The 20,439-nt window shown below is 65.2% G+C and carries 14 protein-coding genes and 2 pseudogenes; 6 read left to right on the forward strand and 10 right to left on the reverse strand.

Annotation, left to right across the window (positions count from 1 at the left end; all coding sequences use genetic code 11):
* Both MVA47_RS14025 and MVA47_RS14030 read left to right on the forward strand, forming a co-directional pair.
* Complete coding sequence (locus tag MVA47_RS14025) at positions 1 to 831, forward strand: carbohydrate ABC transporter permease (RefSeq protein ID WP_023957800.1); 831 nt, start codon at positions 1 to 3, stop codon at positions 829 to 831.
* A gap of 3 nt (positions 832 to 834) precedes the next feature.
* Entirely contained in the window at positions 835 to 2,007 is a 1,173-nt protein-coding gene (locus MVA47_RS14030) for an ABC transporter ATP-binding protein (protein ID WP_023957802.1), read from the forward strand.
* 94 nt (positions 2,008 to 2,101) lie between these two features.
* Here the strand turns inward: MVA47_RS14030 and MVA47_RS14035 are convergent, their stop codons facing one another.
* Both MVA47_RS14035 and MVA47_RS14040 read right to left on the reverse strand, forming a co-directional pair.
* Positions 2,102 to 2,965 (reverse strand): chromosome partitioning protein ParB, encoded by an 864-nt coding sequence (locus MVA47_RS14035; protein ID WP_247208383.1) that lies wholly within the window; start codon positions 2,963 to 2,965, stop codon positions 2,102 to 2,104.
* A complete protein-coding gene (locus MVA47_RS14040) occupies positions 2,955 to 3,686 on the reverse strand; it encodes a metallophosphoesterase (RefSeq protein ID WP_247208384.1) in 732 nt (243 codons plus the stop codon). Before MVA47_RS14040 ends, MVA47_RS14035 begins: the two co-directional genes overlap by 11 nt.
* Positions 3,687 to 3,822: 136 nt before the next feature.
* Here MVA47_RS14040 and MVA47_RS14045 point away from each other — a divergent pair, with 136 nt between their 5' ends.
* Positions 3,823 to 4,380 (forward strand): suppressor of fused domain protein, encoded by a 558-nt coding sequence (locus MVA47_RS14045; protein WP_247210784.1) that lies wholly within the window; start codon positions 3,823 to 3,825, stop codon positions 4,378 to 4,380.
* A 27-nt stretch (positions 4,381 to 4,407) separates the two neighbouring features.
* Here the strand turns inward: MVA47_RS14045 and corA are convergent, their stop codons facing one another.
* Positions 4,408 to 5,475 carry a magnesium/cobalt transporter CorA gene (corA, locus tag MVA47_RS14050; RefSeq protein WP_031332191.1) on the reverse strand — a complete coding sequence of 356 codons (1,068 nt, stop codon included), beginning with the start codon at positions 5,473 to 5,475 and terminating at the stop codon, positions 4,408 to 4,410.
* Positions 5,476 to 5,728: 253 nt separating this feature from the next.
* On the opposite strand from corA, the gene MVA47_RS14055 reads away from it, so the two are divergent.
* Positions 5,729 to 6,910, forward strand: coding sequence for an NADP-dependent malic enzyme (locus MVA47_RS14055; protein WP_051721993.1), 1,182 nt, complete (start codon positions 5,729 to 5,731; stop codon positions 6,908 to 6,910).
* Positions 6,907 to 7,785 (forward strand): glycine betaine ABC transporter substrate-binding protein, encoded by an 879-nt coding sequence (locus tag MVA47_RS14060; RefSeq protein WP_247208385.1) that lies wholly within the window; start codon positions 6,907 to 6,909, stop codon positions 7,783 to 7,785. Before MVA47_RS14055 ends, MVA47_RS14060 begins: the two co-directional genes overlap by 4 nt.
* On the opposite strand, the gene MVA47_RS14065 is transcribed toward MVA47_RS14060, so the two are convergent.
* Genes MVA47_RS14065 through MVA47_RS14075 form a run of 3 tightly spaced genes read right to left on the reverse strand, consistent with a single transcriptional unit; the run spans position 7,741 to position 11,084 of the window.
* The gene (locus MVA47_RS14065; protein ID WP_374474375.1) at positions 7,741 to 8,676 is read right to left on the reverse strand and encodes an alpha/beta hydrolase; all 936 of its coding nucleotides are present in this window, start codon (positions 8,674 to 8,676) and stop codon (positions 7,741 to 7,743) included. The two genes, MVA47_RS14060 and MVA47_RS14065, sit on opposite strands and share 45 nt — an antisense overlap.
* 18 nt (positions 8,677 to 8,694) lie before the next feature.
* On the reverse strand, positions 8,695 to 9,558 hold the full coding sequence (locus tag MVA47_RS14070) for an SDR family oxidoreductase (protein WP_247208387.1): 864 nt from the start codon (positions 9,556 to 9,558) through the stop codon (positions 8,695 to 8,697).
* Entirely contained in the window at positions 9,555 to 11,084 is a 1,530-nt protein-coding gene (locus MVA47_RS14075; RefSeq protein WP_247208388.1) for an NAD(P)/FAD-dependent oxidoreductase, read from the reverse strand. Before MVA47_RS14075 ends, MVA47_RS14070 begins: the two co-directional genes overlap by 4 nt.
* A 92-nt stretch (positions 11,085 to 11,176) precedes the next feature.
* Here MVA47_RS14075 and MVA47_RS14080 point away from each other — a divergent pair, with 92 nt between their 5' ends.
* Positions 11,177 to 11,788, forward strand: coding sequence for a TetR/AcrR family transcriptional regulator (locus tag MVA47_RS14080; RefSeq protein WP_247208389.1), 612 nt, complete (start codon positions 11,177 to 11,179; stop codon positions 11,786 to 11,788).
* 58 nt (positions 11,789 to 11,846) lie between these two features.
* On the opposite strand, the gene MVA47_RS14085 is transcribed toward MVA47_RS14080, so the two are convergent.
* The 4 genes and pseudogenes from MVA47_RS14085 to MVA47_RS14095 form a co-directional block, all read right to left on the reverse strand.
* Entirely contained in the window at positions 11,847 to 15,680 is a 3,834-nt protein-coding gene (locus MVA47_RS14085; protein WP_374474381.1) for a multifunctional oxoglutarate decarboxylase/oxoglutarate dehydrogenase thiamine pyrophosphate-binding subunit/dihydrolipoyllysine-residue succinyltransferase subunit, read from the reverse strand.
* A 191-nt stretch (positions 15,681 to 15,871) separates the two neighbouring features.
* Positions 15,872 to 16,069 (reverse strand): annotated as a pseudogene (locus MVA47_RS27275) (hypothetical protein); the annotation flags it as partial.
* An 84-nt stretch (positions 16,070 to 16,153) separates the two neighbouring features.
* Positions 16,154 to 19,690, reverse strand: a pseudogene (locus tag MVA47_RS14090) (ABC transporter ATP-binding protein); the annotation flags it as partial.
* Complete coding sequence (locus tag MVA47_RS14095) at positions 19,687 to 20,439, reverse strand: hypothetical protein (RefSeq protein ID WP_247208392.1); 753 nt, start codon at positions 20,437 to 20,439, stop codon at positions 19,687 to 19,689. The pseudogene MVA47_RS14090 and the gene MVA47_RS14095, both read right to left, overlap by 4 nt.

Genomic DNA, 20,439 nt, shown 5'->3' on the forward strand with positions numbered 1-20,439 from the left:
ATGAACACAGTGATGGGCCGACGTGTCGGCTGGACCGTCATCAACCTGCTGGTTGTCCTCTACGCACTGATCCCGGTGCTGTGGATCATCAGCCTGTCGTTCAAGCCACCCGGCTCTGTGAAGGACGGCAAGTTCATTCCGACGTCCTGGACCTGGGAGAACTACACCAGCATCTTCGACACCAGTGCGTTCACCTCGGCGCTGATCAACTCGATCGGAATCGGGCTGATCACGACGGTGATCGCGGTGACCCTGGGCACGATGGCCGCCTACGCTGTTGCGCGGCTTGACTTCCCGGGCAAGAAGGCGCTGATCGGCGCAGCCCTGCTGATCGCCATGTTCCCGCAGATCTCGCTGGTGACACCGTTGTTCAACATCGAGCGGCGTCTCGGGCTCTTCGACACCTGGGCCGGCCTGATCATCCCGTACATCACCTTCGCGCTGCCGCTGGCGATCTACACGTTGTCCGCGTTCTTCCGTGAGATCCCTTGGGAGCTGGAGAAAGCTGCGAAAATGGACGGCGCCACCCCGGCTCAGGCCTTCCGCAAGGTGATTGCGCCACTGGCCGCACCGGGCATCGTGACCGCTGCCATCCTCGTGTTCATCTTCGCCTGGAACGACCTGTTGCTAGCGATCTCGCTGACATCGACGGAGCGTTCGATCACCGCCCCTGTGGCGATCGCGAACTTCACCGGCAGCAGCCAGTTCGAAGAACCCACGGGATCCATCGCGGCTGCGGCCGTGGTCATCACGATCCCGATCATCATCTTTGTCCTCTTGTTCCAACGTCGTATCGTTGCCGGTCTGACCTCCGGCGCCGTGAAGGGATAGCCAATGGCCGAAATCGTGCTGGACAAGGTGAGCAAGAAATACCCGGACGGTTCTGTGGCCGTCAACGACGTCGACATCACCATCGCCGACGGCGAGTTCATCATCTTGGTGGGCCCGTCGGGTTGTGGAAAGTCCACCACCCTCAACATGATCGCCGGTCTGGAGGACATCTCCTCCGGTGAACTCCGCATCGCCGGAGAACGGGTCAACGAGAAGGCACCGAAGGATCGTGACATCGCGATGGTGTTCCAGTCCTACGCGCTGTACCCGCACATGACGGTGCGTGACAACATCGCGTTCCCGCTGACCCTGGCGAAGATGCCCAAGGCCGAGATCGCCCAGAAGGTCGACGAGGCAGCACGCATCCTCGACCTCGGGCAGTACCTCGACCGCAAGCCGGCCAACCTCTCCGGTGGTCAACGGCAGCGGGTGGCCATGGGCCGCGCGATCGTGCGCTCGCCCAAGGCGTTCCTGATGGACGAGCCGCTGTCGAACCTCGATGCGAAGCTGCGTGTGCAGACCCGTACCGAGATCGCCCAGCTGCAGCAGCGTCTCGGCACCACCACGGTCTACGTCACCCACGACCAGACCGAGGCCATGACACTCGGCGACCGGGTTGTGGTCCTGCGCGCCGGCCTGGTGCAGCAGATCGGTTCTCCGCAGGAGCTCTACAACCGGCCGTCGAACCTGTTCGTCGCCGGGTTCATCGGCTCGCCGGCCATGAACTTCCTGCCCGGGCGCCTCACCCAGAACGGCATCGAGACCGCGATCGGTGAGGTGGCGGTCAGTGATATGCGGCGAGTGGTGGAGAACGCCAAACATGCTCGCAGCAATGGTGAGGTGCTCATCGGCATCCGGCCGGAGCACTTCGAGGATGCTCGTCTGGTCGACCCGCTGGCTCGGTCCAAGGGAGCCACCTTCACCGTGCAGATCAGCGTGCTCGAGTCGATGGGCTCGGACAACTACGCGCACTTCACCGTCGAGGGCGGCCAGTCGTCCGCCAAGGCGCTGGCGGACATCGCCGCAGATGCCGGTGCGCAGATGGGTAGCGGCCAACTGATCGCCCGCCTCTCACCGGAGTCGAACATCGGCAAGGGGCAGCAGGCAGAGCTCTTCTACGACACCTCCAAGGTGTCGGTGTTCGATCAGGCGAGCGGTCACAACCTCAGCCTGTAGTAGCACCGATCGACAGCCGAGCCCGGCGGGTGATCCCGCCGGGCTCGCTACGTTGTAGATGCGTGTGGACAGGGCGCGTGGGCCACGCGTGCGATCAGGTCGGCTTGCGCCTGCGACGGGAATGTTCACGCAGCTCGTCGATGATTGCTTCGTCCCAGATGTGCTTGCGTACCAAGCGGTATCGTTCCGAGGCCAGCCACAGATAGAGCTCGGCGTCGCTTGTCACCTCGGGGAGTATCTCGGCGCGCCGAGCCATCCGCACCACCGGCAGGAACTCCTCGCCGAACCACCGACGGGCGACCTCCACCCGGCTCAGGAACGTGCCGGTCTCCTGGCTGAGCCGAAACCCCCAGGCCTCCACGTTCTCGGCGCACTCGGCGTAGTCGAAAGGGTCCTCGAACGAAATGGCCTCGCGTTGCTTGCCTTCCAGCGGGACCCGGGACAAGAACAGGCGCCGATGGTCCTTGAGGACAAGATCGGATCGAGCGGTGATGCCCTCGGGGGAGATGCGGGTGTGGATCACGGTCACGTACGCGTCGATTGTCGTGAAATGTCGTGAGATCGCGATCGAGACGCGGTGGTGCCCGTCGATGACGAAGTGCATGTCGCCGATGCGGTAGAGCTGCACCGGCGGTACGGATTCACCGCGCCGCTGGGCGGTGGCAAGCCGCTGCCAACGTTCGCGTACGCGGGCCGACGTGGGCCGGAAGTAGCGGTCGAAGTCGCGGGTGCGGTCCACGCTGCCGACGATCGTGGAGACCTCGACCACGGTGAGCCCGAGGAACGTCTCGCCCGTCTTACCCAGGGCCGCAACGACTTCGTCGAACGGCAGGACCGTGTTGACGTCTGCGGGTTGTCGGGTGAGCCAGGCCGACAGACGCGCCAGCTCGGCTCGTCTGCGTTGCCTGCTGAAGTCGTTCTCGGCGTCGGCGCTGGGGAATCCGGTGTCACGCGCCATGGCGTCTCCGGTGTATCCGGATCCCGGTTCCTCCGGGCTCGATGTCGAACAGGCAGTAGCCGACGGTGTTCACCGAGAGTGTGCTGCGGCGCAGGGTTTTGCCCGGCATCGTCTTGAGCAGGATGGTGTGATCCATCGGGGTCTGGCCGTGGGGGTGGATGTGGCCATGGAGCAGGAGCTGTGGACGCAACCGGTAGACCAGCGGGAGGAAACAGCGGAATCCGCGATGCGGGCCGTCTTCGGCGTCCCCGATGCCGCGCGCCGGACTGTGCGTGAGCAGGATGTCGACAGCCGACTTGCCGGGCATCATCCGATACGCGAAGCGGCGCAAAGCCAGTCGATTGGCCCGTTGACGCTGGGTCGCCTCCCGGTACTGATTGGGGCCGTCGTTGTAGCGGATACAGCCACCCAGTCCGGCAATGCGCACACCGGCCACCGTGACGATGCGGCCGTCGGCGTTCACCGCGCCCTCGGGCCCCGGATCACGGACCGGCAACCCTGCCTCGGTCCAGCCCGCCCGGGTCTTCTTGAAGCCGGACAGGTCCCGGTCGTGGTTGCCGGGTACGAAGACGCATGGAACACCGAAATGGGCCATGAGCTTCTCGAGATAGTCAAAGGGCAGGTCACCGGCAGCGACGATCAGGTCGGGCGCCAACTCCTCGGCAACCCCGTAGTAGAGGCTGTCGACGACCTCGTCCGATACCGAAAGCACACGCACCACGTGTTCGACCCTAGACGCGGCCGGGTGATGACGTGCCGAAGACCGCGATTACGGCCCAGATGAGGGGGATTACCCTGAGCGTGTGAGCGAGTCGGAGTCGTCGGTGATCGATCGGGTGTCGGCGCACCTGCGTGGAATGTTCGACGACGTCGAACCCCAGCGGGCGTCGGTCACCTTCCTCGGGCTCGAATCGATTGACGTCCTTCGGTTTTCGATCGTGCCCAGCAGCGTGGCGTACGTGTCGCTCGGCTGCAGCCGGCATCCGATGGGAGAGCCGGACCAGCTGATCGTGGATCCGACGGCGGGACCCCGCGCGGAGGTGGTGATCCGGATGCGTCTGTCCGATGCCTCAGCCCGTTCCACACAGCTGCGCGGGCTGCACCGTACGGTCGCGATGCTGGCCGCGGCGCCTGCGGTGGAAGGGTTGGTCTTGACCGCCGATGCGCTGATCGATCTCGGCGAACCCCTGTGGGAAGGGGCGACCTTCACAGCTGTTGTACTCGAGGACGACAAGATCGCGCCGTGCGAGATACCCGGCGACCTCGAAGACGTGCATTTCTTTCGGGCGATCCCCGTCACGGCAAACGAGGCGGCGTGGGTCCGGCTCAAAGGGGTGGACGCACTCCGCGCAGCGTGGACCGAAGCCGGGATCGACGTGAACGACCCGGTGAGGGCGGGCGCCACCATCGGTTGACTGTCGTCCGCGGGCGCGGGGCCATGGTCACAGCCAGTGATTGCGCCGGAACGTCCGCCAGAGTCCCACGCAGATCGTGGCCAGCAACGTCAGCACTACGAAGTAGCCGTACTTCCAGTGCAGTTCGGGGATGTTGTCGAAGTTCATCCCGTAGATACCCGCGATCATCGTGGGCACCGACGCGATGGCCACCCATGCCGAGATCTTGCGCATGTCGGTGTTCTGCTGGATGCCGACCTTGGCCAATGCGGCGTCGATCAGCGATGTCAGGACCTCGTCGTAACTCGCGATCCGCTCGTTGACGCTGGTGTGATGGTCTTGGACGTCGCGGAAATAGCGCCGGACCTCTTTGGGGATCAACTTGTCCTCGGACGAGGTGAGCCGGCGCAGCGCCGCGTCGAGTGGGTCGACGGCCCGGCGCAACTCCATGACCTCGCGCTTGAGGAGGTAGACGGGTTCGATCTCGATCCGGCGGCCGGGCGAGAAGACGTTCTCTTCGAGCGCATCGACGTCGTACTCGACCGCGGCGGTCACGTCGACATAGGTGTCGACCACATGGTCGGCCACGGCATGCATCACCGCGGTGGGCCCCAGAGCCAGGCGTTCGGGAAGTTCCTCGAGTTGCTTGCGAACCCCCGAGAGCCCTGTGTGGTCACCGTGGCGCACCGTGATCACGAACTCGTTGCCTGCCATGACCATGATCTCGCCGGTCTCGACGACCTCGTTCGCCACCTGTAGAGATTCGTGGGCAACGTATTTGACGGTCTTCAGTACCAGGAACAACGTGTTGTCGTATTGCTCGAGTTTCGGCCGCTGATGGGCTTGCACAGCGTCTTCGACCATCAGTTCGTGCAGGCCGAACGTGTTGGCCACCCCTTCCATCTGCCTGCTGTCGGGGGAGTGCAGACCCACCCACACGTAGCCCCGTCCGGTGGAGCGCACCTCGTCGAGGGCGTGACTGAACGTGCGCAGCCCCGGGAGGCGTTTGCCGTCGACGTACACCGCACAGTCGACGACTGCACGTGACGGCGGGATGGGCACCCTGGAGGAGGGTTTGCCTGGTGTGCTGGTACGCAGATGCGGCCGCGGCGGCATGGCACCTCCCTTGTCTGTGCGTGGCGAAAGTCCACGGGGGATGCTACGCCCGGAACCGTGGCGCCCGCCGATTCCGGTGGCTGCGCAGGGCCACGGCAGCGGGATTGCGCCTGGATCATCGGTGCTGGTTGATGTCGAATCGGTGGAGTGCGGGCTGCGAACACGTCACGACCACCCGAGACAACCTCACGACTACCAGGTATGGCCGTGAGAGCTTTTGGGTTGAAGTAGCGTGATCGGCGTGACTGACCTGATGGGCAGTGAACTGCCCGCCCCCGACGCCGACGCATCGACAATCACCCGCGACGAGATCTTCGCCGGCCATGAGGGTGGCAAATTGTCCGTGAGTATCACCTCGCCGCTCGACACCAAGCGTGCTCTGTCCATCGCCTACACACCCGGCGTCGCCGAGGTGTCCCGGGCCATCGCGGCCGACCCCGAACTGGCCCGGCGCTACACCTGGACCAATCGTCTCGTCGCGGTGGTCAGCGACGGCAGTGCGGTGCTGGGGCTCGGTGACATCGGTCCTAGTGCCTCACTGCCTGTCATGGAGGGCAAGTCGGCGCTGTTCAAGAACTTCGCCGGGCTCGACTCGATCCCCCTGGTGCTCAGTACCAAGGACCCCGACGAGATCGTCGAGACGCTGATCCGCCTGCGGCACTCCTTCGGTGCGGTGAACCTGGAGGACATCTCGGCGCCGCGGTGTTTCGAGATCGAGAAGCGGGTGATCGAAGCCCTTGACTGTCCGGTCATGCACGACGATCAGCACGGCACCGCCATCGTGGTGCTCGCGGCGCTGAAGGCGGCGACCAAGCTGCTGAAGAAGGACCGCAGCACCCTCAAGATCGTCATCTCGGGGTGCGGCGCCGCCGGCGTGGCCTGCGCCAACATCCTGCTAGCCGACGGCATCGCCGACGTCACGGTGATCGACAGCAAGGGCATCGTGCACAGTGGCCGCGACAACCTGCACGACGTCAAAGTCGACATGGCCGGGCGCACCAACCCCGACGGCAGGACTGGATCGTTGTCGGACGCCCTCGTCGATGCCGATGTGTTCCTGGGGGTGAGTGCCGGAAAGGTGCCCGAGGAGGCCCTCGCGACGATGAATTCCGACGCGATCATCTTCGCTCTGTCCAATCCTGATCCCGAGGTCCATCCCGATGTCGCACGCAAGTACGCGGCAGTGGTCGCCACGGGTCGCAGTGACTTCCCGAACCAGATCAACAATGTGCTGGCCTTCCCGGGAGTGTTCCGTGGAGCGCTCGACGCGGGCGCACGACGCATCACCGAGGAGATGAAGTTGGCCGCCGCCGACGCGATCGTCGAGGTCCTCGGCGATGACCTGTCGGCAGAGATGATCGTGCCGAGCCCGCTGGACCCCCGAGTGGCACCCGCGGTCGCCGACGCTGTTGCCAGGGTGGCCAAGCAAGGGTGAATTCCGCTCTACTGCAGCACATTCGACGAGTTGTGCCGGTCTTGGTGGTGGCCTGCGCGCTGATGGTCGCCGGTTGTTCGGACCCGGGACCCGCGCCGCAGGAGCTGGTGATGGGGTCGACGGCCGATACGCCGAGTCGAGTTGCCACAGCCATCTATGCGGGAGCTCTTCGCGGGGCAGGGGCGGCGGTCTCGGACGAACATCCGGTGGCCGACTACGGTGGCCTGCTCGACCAGATGGACAACCGCACAGTGGATCTGTTCCCGGCGTGGTCCGGAGAATTGCTGGCACAGCTCGATCCGGGGGCATCGGGACGCACGTCGGAGGACGTCTACAACCAGCTCAATCAGGCACTACCGCAAGGTGTCTCGGCAGGCGATGCCACCACTGTGCAGAACAAGCCGCTGGTGTTCGTCTCCAGTGACCTCGCGGCCACGGCCGACATCGATGAACTCGCGGAATGCGCCGCACTCCCGGCAGGGCTGCCTCTGGTCACCGTGGTGGAACCGGCGCCGCAGACGGTCAGCGAGCTGGCCGGGGCGGGATGCGCTTTCGGTCCCGCTCGGGTGATGGATGCGCAGGCGGCGGTCGCGGAAGTGGCCGCGGGCCGCGCCGCAGGGTTGTTCTCGGCATTGGGCGTGGTGGCCGACGACGCCGGACTCCAGGGTCTCGACGACGGCAACGACGCGATGCGGGCGCAGGACCTGGTGCCGGTCTTCCGCACCGCTGCGCTCAGCCGGACGTTGTTCCGCGCGATGAACAAGGTTGCGGGCGAGTTGACCACCGCCGACCTGACCACCATGGCGGCCGAGGTCGACGGTGGTGCGGAGTTATCCGGCGTTGCGACCCGCTGGCTCGGCGAGCACAGCCTGTGAGTACCGCAGCCGATCACCGAGGAATCGACCCAGGTCGTCGACCGCTGCAGCAGCCTCGGTCACCAGCGGTGCCGCGGTGTGCGCCACGTGCCACAGCGGACCGAGATCGGATGCGGTGACGTCGACCCCTGCCTCACGCAGGGACGCGACGAACTCGGTGACCTGCTCGAGCAACAATTCACGCTGACCGATCTGGACCAGCGTGGGCGGCAGACCCTCCAAAGGTCCGACGGCCGGCGCATACCGGGGATCGGTGGGATCGCCGTCTCCGAGGTAGGCGGCTGCGCCCTGACGCGACCACTCGAGGTTCACGACGATGTCGGTGCCGAGATCCTCCGACACCCCGGCAGGGTTCACCCATGGTGAGATCAGGCCGAGCGCCGCGGGGGTGACCCCGTGCTCGTCGATCAACACCCGCGCCGTGGCCACGCTGAGCCCGCCGCCTGCCGAATCGCCTGCGATCGCCACGGACTCGGGACTGTATCCGCGTTCGAGCAGGGCGAGGTAGGCGGCAACCGAGTCATCGACCGCGGCGGGCATCGGATGCTCGGGTGCAAGCCGGTAGTCGAGGGCATAGACCTCGGCGCCTGCGGCCCGCGCGAGCGTGGTGGTCAGCGCCCGATGAGTGGTCGGGGACCCGACGATGTAGGCACCGCCGTGCAGATACAGCACCGCCCGACCGTGTTCGGTGGCCCCGACACTGACCCGCTCGGCAGACCGATCACCCAGGGTCACCGACCGGATCACCGAGTGAGGCACCCTCGGCAGCAGCAACGTACTCATCTCCAGCAGCGTGCGCTGGGTCTGCGGCGACCACCGCGAATTGAGGGTGAGTGCGAACAGCGGCCGGAAGATGAGTTCGCCGGCCGGGACCGACAGAAATGGTTTCAGTTCCATGATCGCCAGGGGTCAGAGGAGCGGAGACGTGGAGGTCACGGGCGACGGGTCCGCCTTCGGCAGCAACCTGACCGCCAGCTTGCTGTTGACGATCTCGTACATGGATCCGCCGGCGCGAACCAGCAGATCGAGCACCTTGGCGTCGGCGCCGACAAGAACCCGTGGACGGTTGCGCTCGATCGCCTTGATGATGATCTCCGCGGCCCGTGCCGACGTGGTGCGGGCCAGCTTCTTGTCGAACAACTCGGCGGTGTTCTTCTGGTCGTGCCCTTCGGACACGGTGGCGTTGCGGGCGATCGCCGTCTTGATGCCACCGGGATGGACGCAGGTGACGTTCACCGGATGTCCGGCGATCCGCATCTCCTGGTACAGCGATTCGGTGAAGCCGCGGACCGCGAACTTTGCCGCGTTGTAGGCACTCTGACCCGGCATGGCCAGGATGCCGAACAACGACGAGGTGTTCACGACATGCCCGTCGCCCGATGCGATGAGGTACGGCAGGAACGCTTTGGTCCCGTTCACCACGCCCCAGTAGTCCACGTCCATCACGCGCTCGTACTGCTTGAACTCGGTCAGCTCGACCTCACCGTGATGCGCGATGCCGGCGTTGTTGATGATGAGGTTGACCTTGCCGAAATGCTGGGCGACATCGTCCGCGTAGGTGAGGACGGCTTCGCGTTCGGCAACGTTGAGCAGCTGCGAATGTACTTCGGCGCCTTGCTCTTTGAGCATGCGCTCGGTCTCGTCGAGACCGGCGGGATTGACGTCCGAGATGGCGACCTTGGCGCCCTTGGCTGCGAGCTGGAGTGCCAGGTCGCGACCCATGCCCGAACCGGCGCCGGTCACCACGGCCACTTTGCCCCTGAAGTCCTTCATGACGTCACCGCTTCTTTCAGTGTGTTGGTCGTGCCATCGCCATCGCCTGCCGCGGGAGCGATCGCGGCCGCGGTCGAGGTGTCGTACGCAGCCAGGTCGAACTTACGGGTCAGGCGCCGGTAGTTGAAGGTGAATCCTGGCCACAGCGTGGTGATGTTGCCGAACTTGTCCTTGTACCAGCTCGCGCAGCCGCCGGTCTCCCAGACACTTGTCTTGAGATTCTTCTGGATGGTGACGTTGTAATCGTGCTGTGCGTCTGCGCGCACCTCCACCCGGGAGATCCCGTACTGGCGGGACAGTTTGAAGTAGTCGACGAGGTAGTTGAGCTGGGACTCGATCATGTAGACCATCGAGGTGTGGCCCAGCCCGGTGGACGGTCCCACCATCAGGAACATGTTGGGGAAGCCGTTGACGGTCGAACCCTTGTAGGCATTCATCCCCTCGGCCTCCCAGACCTGGGCGAGGCTGCGCCCGTCCTTGCCGATGATGTGCTCGAACGTGGGGGAGTCGGTGACGTGGAAGCCGGTCGCGATGACGATGGCGTCGACCTCGCGGCTCACGCCATCGGCAGTGATGATGCCGCTGCTGGTGACTTCCTTGATCGGGTCGGTGACCAACTCGACGTTGGACTGGTTCAGCGCCGGGTAGTAGGTGTTCGACAACAGGATCCGCTTGCAGCCGACCTTCCAGTTCGGGGTGACCTTCGCCCGGAGCGCCGGGTCGGAGATACCGCGAGCGATGTTCTGCTTGCCGATGATCTTGGCGGGTGCCAGGACGTTCGGCTGATGGGTGAGGCCGAACGAGACCAGTTCATGCGAGGCGTAGATGCTCGCGCGCACCGCGCGCTGGAATCCGGGGATGTTCTTGAACGCCCAGTTCTCCTTGGCGGAGTACGGCCGGTCGGCACGCGGCAGGACCCAGGGGGCAGTGCGCTGGTAGACGTCGAGTCGCCCGACCTTCTTGGCCAACTCGGGGATGATCTGGATGGCCGAGGCGCCGGTTCCGATCACTGCTACGCGCTTACCGGCCAGCTCGTAGTCATGGTTCCACCGCGCCGAGTGGAAGATCTCGCCGGTGAAGCTCTCGATGCCGGTGACGTCGGGGAGCTTGGGCTCGCAGAGGGGCCCGATCCCGCCGATGAGGAACTCTGCCTCCCACTGACCCTTGTCGGTGTCGATCACCCAGTGGCCGGCCTTTTCGTCCCAGGCGGTCTTGATGACCTCGGTGTTCCACTGGGTCCGCGACCCCAGGTCGTACTTGTCGGCGACGCCGTTGATGTACTTGTGGATCTCGGGCTGCTGCGAGAAGGAGCGGCTCCACGAGGGGTTGAGCGCAAATGAGTAGGAGTACAGGTGCGAGGGGACGTCGCATGCCGCACCGGGATAAGTGTTGTCGCGCCAGGTACCACCGAAATTGCTGCCGCGGTCGAGGATGACGAAGTCGTCGAAACCGTTCTGCTGCAGCTTGACAGCAGCACCCAATCCGGAAAAGCCTGCGCCGATGATGGCGATCTTTACAACGTTCATGGGTACGAACATACCGCCTATTGACGAGCTGTCAATAGCGGAACGTCGAGCACGACCCCGACTATTGACGAAGAGTCAGTACTATCGGACGCGTGACGACCGCTCGGCGAACCCGGATGAGCCCACAGGCACGGCGTGATCAGCTGATCAGCCACGGTCTGCGGATGCTCGACAACCGTGCGCTCGACCAGGTGTCCGTCGAGGAGGTCGCCGAGGCGGCCGGCGTGTCGCGGGCTCTGCTCTTCCACTATTTCGAGTCGAAGCAGGACTTCCTGGTCGCACTGACCACGGAACAGAGCAGGCGGATGCTCGCGCGAACCGAACCCGATCTGAGTCTCGGCGATCCGATCGAGATCGCCCGGGCATCGCTGGCCCAGTACATCGACTACGTGTCGGCGAACCGTTCGGCATATCTCGCGATCTTGCAGGGGAGCGGTGCCTCGGATCCGGCGATGCGTGAGGTCGCCGACCACACCCGGACCGTGATGGCCGAGCGGGTGTTGTCGCTGGCCGAGCTGCTCGAACTGACGCGCACACCGCTGATCGAACTCGCCGTGCACGGTTGGGTCACCTTTACCGAGCAGGTGACCGTTCGCTGGCTGCAGGATTCAGCGGGAGTGGACCGTGACGCCCTCGTCGAATTGATCACCCGCGCACTGCCGCTCATCGCGACACTGGCAGCAGCCACCCCCGACCCCCGATAGTGGTGGGTTTCGGTGAGCGCGACCTGCGGAAACGCTCACCGAAACCCACCAAGATCGATCAGCCGAAGGCGGTGTCGATGATTTCCTGCTGCTCGACGGCGTGCACCTTCGACGAGCCCGACGACGGGGCCGACATCGCCCGTCGCGAGACCCGGCGCAGGCCGTTGAAGAACTCGGGCAGCATCTCCGGGAGTGCCAGACCGAAGAAGGGCCACGGACCCTGGTTGGCCGGCTCTTCCTGGACCCAGAAGATCTCTTCCATGCTGGTGTAGCGGCTCAGCGCCGAGCGCAAACGCTTGTGCGGCACCGGGTAGAGCTGCTCGATACGGACGATCGCGACGTCGTCACGCTTGTCCTTCGCCTTGCGGGCGGCCAATTCGTAGTACAACTTGCCCGACACCAGCAGCACCCGCCGGACCTTCTCGCGTTCGGCATCGGAGGTGAAGGCCGGATCGTCGATGACCGACTGGAAGCGACCCTCGGTGAACTCCGACACCGGCGACACTGCAGCCTTGTTCCGCAGCATCGACTTCGGGGTGAAGACGACGAGCGGGCGGCTGATGCCATCGAGCACATGGCGACGCAGCAGGTGGAAGTAACTTGCGGGTGTCGACGGTAGGGCCACGGTCATCGAGCCCTCTGCGCACAATTGCAGGAACCGCTCGATACGTCCGGACGTGTGGTCGGGACCCTGACCCTCGTGACCGTGTGGAAGCAGCAGCACCACGTCGGAGGTCTGACCCCACTTGGCCTCACCCGACGAGATGAACTCGTCGATGATCGACTGGGCGCCGTTCACGAAGTCACCGAACTGGGCTTCCCACAGCACGAGGGCATCGGGATGACCCACCGAGTAACCGTATTCGAAGCCGACCACCGCGTATTCGCTCAGTGCGGAGTCGTAGGCGAGGAACCGGCCCGGGTTGTCCGGGTTGGTCTCGGCAACCGTACGCAGAGGGGTGTACTCGTCGCCGGTCTCCCGGTCGATCAGGACCGAGTGACGTTGGGTGAAAGTGCCTCGGCGCGAGTCCTGGCCGGACAGCCGAACCGTGCGGCCCTCTTCGACCAGTGAACCGAATGCGAGCAGCTCGCCGAACGCCCAGTCGACATCGCCGTTACGCGACATCTCGTAGCGCTTCTTGAGCACGGGCTGGACACGCTGGTGCACGGTGAAACCCTCGGGCACGTTGATGAACGCGTCGCCGATCCGTTCCATCGTCTCTTTGCTGATGGCGGTGTCCAGCTTCACCGGTGCCTGCTGATCGGCCTCGACCGACGGGCTCGGTGCCGCCTGGTACTTTTCCAACTCGCGGACCTCGTTGAAGACCCGTTCGAGCTGACCCTGGTAGTCGCGCAGGGCGTCTTCGGCTTCCTTGGTGGAGATGTCACCACGACCGATGAGTGCTTCGGTGTAGCTCTTACGCACCGACCGCTTGGTGTCGATGACGTCGTACATCGCCGGCTGGGTCATCGAGGGATCGTCACCCTCGTTGTGGCCGCGGCGGCGGTAGCAGACCAGGTCGATGACAACGTCCTTGTTGAACGCCTGCCGGTAGTCGACGGCCAGCTTGGCCACCCACACACATGCCTCGGGATCGTCGCCGTTCACGTGGAAGATCGGCGCACCGATCATCTTCGCGACATCGGTGCAGTATTCCGACGACCGCGATGCCTCCGGGGCGGTGGTGAAACCGACCTGGTTGTTCACCACGATGTGGATGGTGCCGCCGGTGCGGTAGCCCCGCAGCATGGCGAGGTTCAGCGTCTCGGCGACCACACCCTGGCCTGCGAACGCGGCGTCGCCGTGCAACATCAGCGGCAGCACGGTGAATGCGCCGTCGCCCTTGTCGTGCAGGTCCTGCTTGGCCCGCACCAGACCTTCGAGGACCGGGTCGACGGCCTCGAGGTGAGACGGGTTGGCGGTGAGGGAGACGTTGATCTCGTTGTCGCCGAACATCTGGTAGTACTTGCCCTCGGCGCCGAGGTGGTACTTCACGTCGCCCGAGCCGTGAGCCTGCGATGGGTTCAGGTTGCCCTCGAACTCGGTGAAGATCTTCGAGTACGGCTTGCCGACGATGTTCGCGAGCACATTGAGCCGACCGCGGTGGGGCATGCCCACAACCACTTCGTCGAGGCCGTATTCGGCGCTCTGATCGATCACGCCGTCCATCATCGGGATGACTGCCTCGGCACCCTCGAGCGAGAACCGTTTCTGGCCGACGTACTTGGTCTGCAGGAACGTCTCGAAGGCCTCGGCTGCGTTGAGCTTGGAGAGGATGTACTTCTGCTCCGCGACGGGCGGCTTGACGTGCTTGATCTCCACCCGTTCCTGCAGCCACTGTTGCTGCTCGGGCTCGAGGATGTGGGTGTACTCCACACCGACGTGCCGGCAGTAGGAGTCGCGCAGGATCGACAGGACGTCGCGCAACTTCATCTTGTTCTCGCCGTGGAACCCACCGACGTTGAAGCTGCGATCGAGATCCCAGAGCGTCAGATCGTAGGTCAGCACGTTGAGGTCGGGGTGAGCCGACCGTGCGTCCGAATCGATCATCAGAGGGTCGATGTCGGCCATCAGGTGGCCCCGATTGCGGTATGCCGCAATCAGTTCCAGCACGCGGGCGTTCTTGTCGACGGCGCCCTCGGGGATGTCGCGGCGCCAGCGGATGGGCTCGTACGGGATGTGGAGCGTGGTGAAGATCTGGTCGAAGAAGTCGTCCGACAGCAGCAACTGATGGATGGTGCGCAGGAAGTCACCTGACTCCGCGCCCTGGATGATGCGGTGGTCATAGGTGGACGTCAGCGTCATCAGTTTTCCGACGCCGAGCGCTGAGATCTGCTCGTCGGAGGCGCCCTGGAACTCGGCCGGGTACTCCATCGCGCCCGCGCCCACGATCGCGCCCTGGCCCTTCATCAACCGCGGCACCGAGTGGACCGTGCCGATGGTTCCCGGGTTGGTGAGCGAAATCGTCACGCCCGCAAAGTCTTCGGCGGTCAGCTTGCCCTCGCGAGCCCGCCTGACAATGTCTTCGTAAGCCGCATGGAACTGCGCGAAGTTCATGGTCTCGCAACGCTTGATCGCCGCGACCACCAGCGTGCGCGAACCGTCCTTGCCCGGCAGGTCGATCGCCAGGCCGAGGTTGGTGTGCGCCGGGGTCACCACGTTCGGCTTGCCGTCGACCTCTTCGAAGTGGCGGTTCAAGTTCGGGAACGACTTGATCGCCTGGACGATCGCGTACCCGAGGATGTGGGTGAACGACACCTTGCCGCCGCGGGTGCGGGCGAGGTGGTTGTTGATGACCACCCGGTTGTCGATCATCAGTTTGGCGGGCACCGCGCGAACGCTGGTGGCCGTCGGAATCTGCAGCGAGGCCGCCATGTTCTTGGCAACCGCGGCAGCGGCACCACGCAGGACCTTGTTGCTGGCTTCGGTCGGTGCATCGGCCGCTGCGGGCGCAGACTTCTTCGCCGGGGCGTCCTTCTTGGTGGGGGCGTCCTTGCGGGGAGCCGGCGCGGACTTCTTGGCCGCCGGTGCGGCATCCTTGCTCACCGACTCCGCGGACTTGTCGGTGGTGGACTCGGCCGAGGTGGTGGTCGACGACGAGGCGTCCCTGCTGTGCTCGGACTGGCCGGCAGCGGCCTTGCTTGCCGGAGTCGGGTCGACAGCAGGCTTGGCCGCGGATCCGTTGGCGGAGGACTTGGGGGCAGCAGAGCCATTCGATGAGGCATCGGCCTTCGGCTGTGACTGAGCAGCCGCCTTCGGCTGTGACCCAGCGGCCGCCTTCGGCGGGGATTTCGCCTCCTCGGACCCATTACCCTCTGCGCCATAACTCTTGAGGAAGTCATGCCAACTCGGGTCGACCGAGCTCGGGTCTTCTTTGAAGCGCTGGTACATTTCCTCAACCAGCCACTCGTTCTGTCCGAAGTCTGAAATCGAACTGCTGCTCACGGCAGTATCTCGCCTCAATTCCCTTTACGTATCCATGTCGAGTCCCGCGCCAGGGGCCGTCTCCGCCGCTATCACGCCGCCCGGAACTCCGTTCGAAGTATCCAGGTCTAAAGGTTAGTCCCCGAGTGCCGCCGAAGCTATGCCGGTCGGTTGCCGCCGTGTCCGGCTGTCGGTTCGCTCGCCTCGTCTGGTGTGATACCCGCCGTCCACAGGGCGCGATACCTTCCGTCCAACGCCAAGAGCTCGCCATGTGTTCCGAGCTCCACGATCTGCCCGCCGGCGACCACGGCGATGCGGTCGGCTCGCGCAGCGGTCGCCAGTCGATGCGCGACGATCACCGAGCTCCGTGATCCGGTGAGGTGCCGGCCGGCCGCCATCACCCGTCGTTCGGTGGCCTGATCGAGCGTGGCCGTCGCCTCGTCGAGCAGCAGGAGGTCGGGGTCCACCAGTTCGGCACGGGCGAGCGCGATCAGCTGTCGCTGACCGGAGGACAGTCCTTGCCCCCGCTCACCGATCGGATGGTTCATGGCGCCCGGCAGCGCCGAGATCATCGACAGCGCGCCCACCGCTCGAGCCGCCGCGACGATCTGCTCGTGGTCGGCGTCCGGTCTGCCATAGGCGATGTTGTCGGCGACGGTGCCGGTGAACAGGTGGGGTTCCTGCGGGACCACGCCCAGTCGGGAGCGGTAGTACGACAACCGGAAGCCCCGGATGTCGGTGCCGTCCATCCGCACCGATCCGCTTGTCGGGTCGTAGAACCGGGCGAGGAGCTTGACGATGGTCGACTTGCCCGCGCCGGTCTCACCCACCAGGGCCAGTGAGGTGCCGGCGGGTAGATCGAGGTCCACGCCGACGAGCGCATCGGTTGTCGACCCGGGATAGCGGAACCCGACCTCTCTCAGTTCGGCGTGCCCGGCGAATCCGTTCTCCGGTGTCGCCACGGCGAGTTCGGGCACGCCGTCGGGACAGCGCACGCTACTGCGGGTGGCGAGCAGATCGGAGATCCGCCGGAGGCTGACCAACGCCTGCTGATACCCGTCGAAGACCTGCGACAGCTGTTGGACCGGACCGAACAGCATGCCGAGATACAGGACGAAGGCGACGAGGGTGCCCGCACTGGTGCTCCCGCCGGCAACCTGGTGGGCGCCGAAAGCGATCACCCCTGCGGTGGCGAGGTCGGACATCAGGGTGATGAACGGGAAGAAGATGGAGATCGCCTGCTGGGACACCATGCGGGCCCGAACGTATGCCGCAGCCCGTGCCGAGAACTGTGCCATGGCGAAGCCGTCGTGCGAATATGCCTGGGTGGTGCGCACGCCGCCGACGTTCTCCTGGAAGTCGGCGTTGACCTCGCTGACCAATTCCCGTGAGCGGGTGTAGGCGCGCGACGAGATCCGGCGGAACACGATCGTCGCCACGATGATCGGCGGGAACACCACCAGCATCAGCAGTCCGAGTGAGGCGTCGGTGATGATGAGGGCAACCGCCACACCGACGACCGTGAGGGTGCTGACGATCGCCGTCGACAGACCCGTCTGCAAGAACGTCGACAGGGCATCGACGTCGGTGGTCATGCGCGTCATGATCCGCCCGGACAGCTCACGCTCGTAGTAGTCCAGGCCGAGTCGCTGCAGGTGCGCGTAACTCCGCACGCGCAGTGCGTAGAGGACGCGCTCGCCGGCGCGGGAGGTGATCACTGTCATCACCGCGGTAGCCACGAACCCGATCGCAACGGCCACCAGACCTGCGCCGGCCGCGAACCACAGATGGCTCGACCGGTCGGACGTGGCGCCGTCGATGCCGTAGCGGGCGATCGTCGGGAAGGCAAGACCCACCAGGGTGTCGATGGATATGCACAGCACGACCAACGCCAGCAACCAGCGAACCGGGCGCAGCAACTGACGAAGCGAGAAGTCGGGCCGGTCGGTGCGGATGTCGTCGTCGACGTCCGGTGACTCGTCGGCCGGGGGGAGCGCCTGCACCGCTTCGAGGAGTTTCGGGGTCGGAGCCATCGCACCGAGTGCACCGGCCATCCCGCCACCGCCGCGAGGACCCATCGTCGCCGGTGCCGCGACCTTGCGCAGCCGCGGCTCGGGATCGGGTGCTTCGCCCGGCCAGAGCGCATCGACCGTTATCGGTTGATCGGCGGCGATTTCCTCGTCGAGGTCGTCGTCGCGGACATCCGTGCTCATCAGTGAGCGGAAGAGGGGACAGCGAGCGTTGAGTTCGGCCTCGGTACCGACGTCGATGATGCGGCCTCCGTCGAGAACGGCGACACGGTCGGCAAGGGTCAGGGTGGACCGGCGGTGGGCCAGGATCAGCATGGTCCGCGTGGAGGTGCGCAGATGGGTGAAGATGTCGGCCTCGGTGCGCGCATCGACCGCAGAGGTCGCGTCGTCGAGGATCAGTACGCGGGGGTCGGCATAGAGCGCGCGGGCCAGTGCGATGCGCTGGCGTTGTCCGCCGGACAGTGTCAGTCCTCGTTCTCCGACGATGGTCCGGTATCCGTGTTCGAGTGTGGTCACGAAACCGTGTGCGCCGGCTCGTTCGGCGGCCGAGATGATGCCCGACGGCAGCGGTGCCTTCTCTTCGGTGGTGCTGGCGAATTTCCCGACGTGGGCGTTCGGGGCGATGTTGGCGGCGACGGTGTCCGAGTAGAGGAAGGCCTCGTCGAACACCACGCCGACCGTCGACCGGAGTTCCTGTGTCTCCACAGTGGAGATGTCGAAAGTGCCGTTGCTGTTCGACAATTCGATCGTGCCGGCTTGGGGCCGATAGAAGCGGTCGGCGAGTAGGGCGAGGGTCGATTTGCCCGAGCCGGGCGGACCGACGACGGCCACGACCTCACCGGGGGCAATGTGGAGGTCGACCCCGTTCAGCACGGGTGTTCGGGCTCCCGGGTAGGAGAAGGTGACGTTGTTCAGCGCCAGTCCCAGGGCATCACCGGGAAGGCTGCCGCGTGCGAACAGAGCGGGATCGGGTGGTTCGTCGATCACCTGGTACACGCGCTCGACGGCGGCCCGCGCGAGTTGCGCCGACACCAGCAGAGAGGTGAGGAGCCGGGCGAGTCCGGTCATCGTGGTGACGTAGGTGGCGAACGCGAGGAAGGTGCCGACCGTGATCGAGCCCTGCATCGTCAGGTACCCGCCCAGGGCGATGATCGCGACCATCCCCAGCTGCGGCACGGCTGCGAGCGACGGCGCGAAACGTGCGTTGATCTTCGCCGACCGCAGGCGCATGGAGTACAGCCGACGACCAAGGCCCACGAGCTCGTCGACCGCCCGATCCTCCTGACCGAAGCCCTTGACGACCCGGACGCCGGTCACCGTCTCCTCCACGTGCTGGGCGAGGTCGGCGGCCGATTGTTGCGCGGACCAGGTGGCGGCGAACAGGCGTTTGCGACTGTTGAAAGCGATGGCCGACACGGCCGGGATGACCAGCAGGGCAACCACTGTGAGCGACGGTGACAGGTAGAACATCACCCCGATGGCGAGAACTACCTGCACCATCGCGCCCAGCGAGAGCGGCACCATGGCGAGGAGGCCCTGCACCAGCTGCAGATCGGTGATGCTGCGCGACACCACCTGTCCGGTGCGGATCTGGTCCTGAGCCGCGCCGTCGAGTCGGAGCACGCTGTTCAGGATCGACAACCGCAGCGCATTCTGCACGTTGAGTGATAGTCGTCCAGCGGTCAGCCGGCGACCGTACTGACATCCGAATCGGACAAAGGCCAGCGCGACCATGACCCCGGCGATCGCAGCGATCGAGTAACCGTGCTCGGCGGCCCCGGTGGCTTCATCGATCGCGGCCTTGGTCAGCAGCGGGATCGTGAGGTCGATCAGCAACGCGAGGCCGGTGACACCGAGGACGATGACAACCAGTCTGCGGTGACGCAGACATTCCCGGGTCAGCCGCCGGATCCACCCGGGTCGAGCTTCTTCTGGCGGAGCGGTCAACTAGAGGACGGCCCGTCGTAGGGCGCGATGATGTGAGGACGATTCGACGGCCATTCCCTGGGAGCAGGGCCGAAGACCTTGCGCGAGTTGTTGATGATGATCTTGCCGAGTGTGCGGTTGCCGACGCCCCCGATGATCGCGCCGAGGCCGGCGGGAAGGAGTTTACCGGCCGCCAACGGCAACTTCTGGAGCGTGTACTTGCGCAGGTATCGCTTGACCAACCGCTGATTGAGTGTGCGCATGACCGGTGCCGGTATGACGCCGCCGAGCGCACGGCCCATGGTTCCGCCGGACTTCGCGCCGAGGGAGTCACGCACCACCGCCAACCCCGACTCACCGAGCGCCACCGTCAGCACGAGGGCTTTGCGGCGTTCGCGGTCGTCGATCGGTATGCCGTGCACATCGGCGATGGCCAGCGACAGGAGTGCCGATGCCTCGATGAAGAAGGCGGTCTCGGCGCCCAGGGATGCCAGGGACATCACGGTGCCCACACCCGGGAACGCAGCCGCGGCGCCGACCGCTCCGCCAGATCCGGTGACAGCCATCAGGAAGCGCTGTTCGAGCCGGGTGATGATCTGTGCCGGTGACTCGTAGGGGTGTTCTTGGCGCAGGTGGTTGACGTACTTGGCGACAGCGGGTGCCTGCAGGTGCTGCGCTTGACCGACCAAGGCGTCCAGGATGCCCTCGGGTTTGCGTCCGGCCCCCACGATCTGTCCATCGCCGATGGACGACAGCTGCTTCTTGGCCAT

This window comes from Williamsia sp. DF01-3 (genome assembly GCF_023051145.1).
In the GTDB taxonomy this organism is placed as follows: domain Bacteria; phylum Actinomycetota; class Actinomycetes; order Mycobacteriales; family Mycobacteriaceae; genus Williamsia.